Origin of the sequence: Flavobacterium bizetiae (assembly GCF_902804475.1) — a bacterium.
Lineage (GTDB): Bacteria > Bacteroidota > Bacteroidia > Flavobacteriales > Flavobacteriaceae > Flavobacterium > Flavobacterium bizetiae.
The window spans coordinates 1-2,072 of the sequence record NZ_CADCSU010000203.1 but is presented as its reverse complement, the minus strand read 5'-3'; the positions used below and the strand labels follow the sequence as shown (position 1 = coordinate 2,072).

Below are 2,072 nucleotides of genomic sequence, written 5' to 3'. Positions count from 1 at the left end.
GATAACTTCTCTCTTATAAAATTAGAAGTACATTATTTTTAGCCAAAAATCAACTTATCAAATATGAAAACCATTTATCTTTTTTATACTTTACTCTTATTCAATAGCTTTTGTATATCCGGACAAACTAAAAATAAACCGGATAATTTTCTGTTAAGCGAAATGACAGATTCTATTAAAAGCAAGCATTATCCAGGCATTCGTAGTGTACTGATTTCAAAAAGTAAGCAATTGGTTTACGAACAATATTTTAATGATTTTAAAAGGGATTCTCTTCACGATTCGCGTTCTTCTTTTAAATCTATAGCAAGTTTATTGGTGGGAATTGCTATAGACAAAGGATTTATAAAAAATGTAGATCAGAAAGTTTATGAGTTTTTTCCCGAATATCCATTTTTTAAAACAGATGAATTAAAAAAACTCATGACTATTAAAAATTTACTTGAAATGAAATCCGGTTTTGACTGTGAGGAATTTAATGACACAAAAGATTGTGAAGACGAAATGAGCAAAAGCAAAAACTGGGTCGAGTATTCTTTAAAAATTCCTATGAAAGACAAACCTGGCGAAGTATGGGCTTATACATCAGTAGATCCGGTAATTCTTAGCGGAGTAATACGCAAAGCAACAAATATGTCTGTAATGGATTTTGCAAAAAAATACTTATTTGATCCTATGGGGATTTCAAATTATAAATGGACAATCGATCCAAGCGGAAATGGGATGACCGGTGGTTCGTTCTATATCAAGCCAATAGACATGCTTAAAATAGGGCAGATGGTAAAAGATAAAGGCATTTGGGAAGGAAAACAGATTATTTCTAAAAAATGGATATTGCAATCTACAGTTTGTGATATTGCAATTCCTGATTTTTCGTATATGAAAACCAGCAGAAGCAAAATTGGATTTCCGCAACCTGCTTATTATGGTTATTATTGGTACCGCGAAACCCTCAAAACGAATGCTATAGAAGAGAATTTACTCTTTGCATCGGGAAATGGAGGCCAGTATATTTTTATAAGCGAAAAATTAAATTTAACCGTTGTTTTCACTCAGGGTAATTACGGATCTTTTAAAGCGAAACAAGCTTTTGAGATTATGGCAAAGTATATTTTACCCAACTTTAAAAACTAACAGTTGTATTTTTTTTGGAATATACAATACCTCAAACTTGCTTGTTATCAGAGCTTTTAGACAATCGAACCAATCGTACCATTTGATATATAGCATGATTTTTTAGGGATAGTGAGCGCGCGATTTCGGGAATACCCTGCATATGAACTTCGCATAAATAACCAAATTCTAATTCTGAGGTTATTTTGGCATGTTTTGAAATTATATTGGATATCGTTTTACTTGGCTTAGGAACTTCGACATACACCAAATAATATCCCTCTGAATAATCTAATGGAGAAGCCACATTTTTAAGCAAAAAATCGTAATTATTATCTTCCATCGCAGTTTATTTTAAATTGGTTCCCAAAGCTCTATTTTGTTGCCATCAGCATCCATAATATGAACAAATTTGCCATAATCATACGTTTCAATAACATCAAGAACCGTTACTCCGTTTTCTTTGAGTTGATTTACAAGTCCTTCAATGTTCTGAACACGATAATTTATCATGAAATCTTTTTTAGAAGGCGAGAAGTACTCGTCTCCTTTTTTAAAAGGACTCCATTGGAGTGAATTTATTTCTTCAGGCTTATTAATATCTCTCGATTCGAAAGTCGAGCCCCAGTCATTAACATCAAAGCCTAAATTTTTAGCATACCATTCTCTAGTTTTCTTAGGATTGTCTGAAAAAAAGAAAACACCACCAATTCCAGTTACTTTTGGTATCGTCTTATCTGTTTGATTTTTTTGATCGTCCATAATGTTTATGTAGATTATAAAGTTGTTTCAAATTTTTAGCCTTCATAAATTTAATAAATCTAACTGATTATCAATCAACAACAGATGTTATTTCTATTACATTCAATAATTTATGCCCAGGAATTATCATAAATTTGATATCGTATATACTCTAGTTTTCTATTATTAAACTCTAATATTTTAATTAAGTTCATATC

Annotated in this window: 3 protein-coding genes; 1 reads left to right on the top strand and 2 read right to left on the bottom strand. The window is 31.3% G+C overall.

The genetic code is table 11. The annotated features are described in order from the left end of the window. Positions 1-63: 63 nt before the first annotated feature. On the top strand, positions 64-1,134 hold the full coding sequence (locus FLACOL7796_RS23695; protein ID WP_173973233.1) for a serine hydrolase domain-containing protein: 1,071 nt from the start codon (positions 64-66) through the stop codon (positions 1,132-1,134). Positions 1,135-1,165: 31 nt separating this feature from the next. Here the strand turns inward: FLACOL7796_RS23695 and FLACOL7796_RS23690 are convergent, their stop codons facing one another. Next, a complete protein-coding gene (locus FLACOL7796_RS23690; protein WP_173973232.1) occupies positions 1,166-1,456 on the bottom strand; it encodes a hypothetical protein in 291 nt (96 codons plus the stop codon). Positions 1,457-1,467: 11 nt separating this feature from the next. Beyond that, positions 1,468-1,875 carry a VOC family protein gene (locus FLACOL7796_RS23685; RefSeq protein ID WP_173973231.1) on the bottom strand — a complete coding sequence of 136 codons (408 nt, stop codon included), beginning with the start codon at positions 1,873-1,875 and terminating at the stop codon, positions 1,468-1,470. Between the last annotated feature and the right edge of the window lie 197 nt (positions 1,876-2,072).

Coding starts and splice junctions, on each gene's coding strand:
- FLACOL7796_RS23690 (WP_173973232.1), bottom strand. CDS start 1,456: ATGGAAGATAATAATTACGATTTTTTGCTTAAAAATGTGGCTTCTCCA.
- FLACOL7796_RS23695 (WP_173973233.1), top strand. CDS start 64: ATGAAAACCATTTATCTTTTTTATACTTTACTCTTATTCAATAGCTTT.
- FLACOL7796_RS23685 (WP_173973231.1), bottom strand. CDS start 1,875: ATGGACGATCAAAAAAATCAAACAGATAAGACGATACCAAAAGTAACT.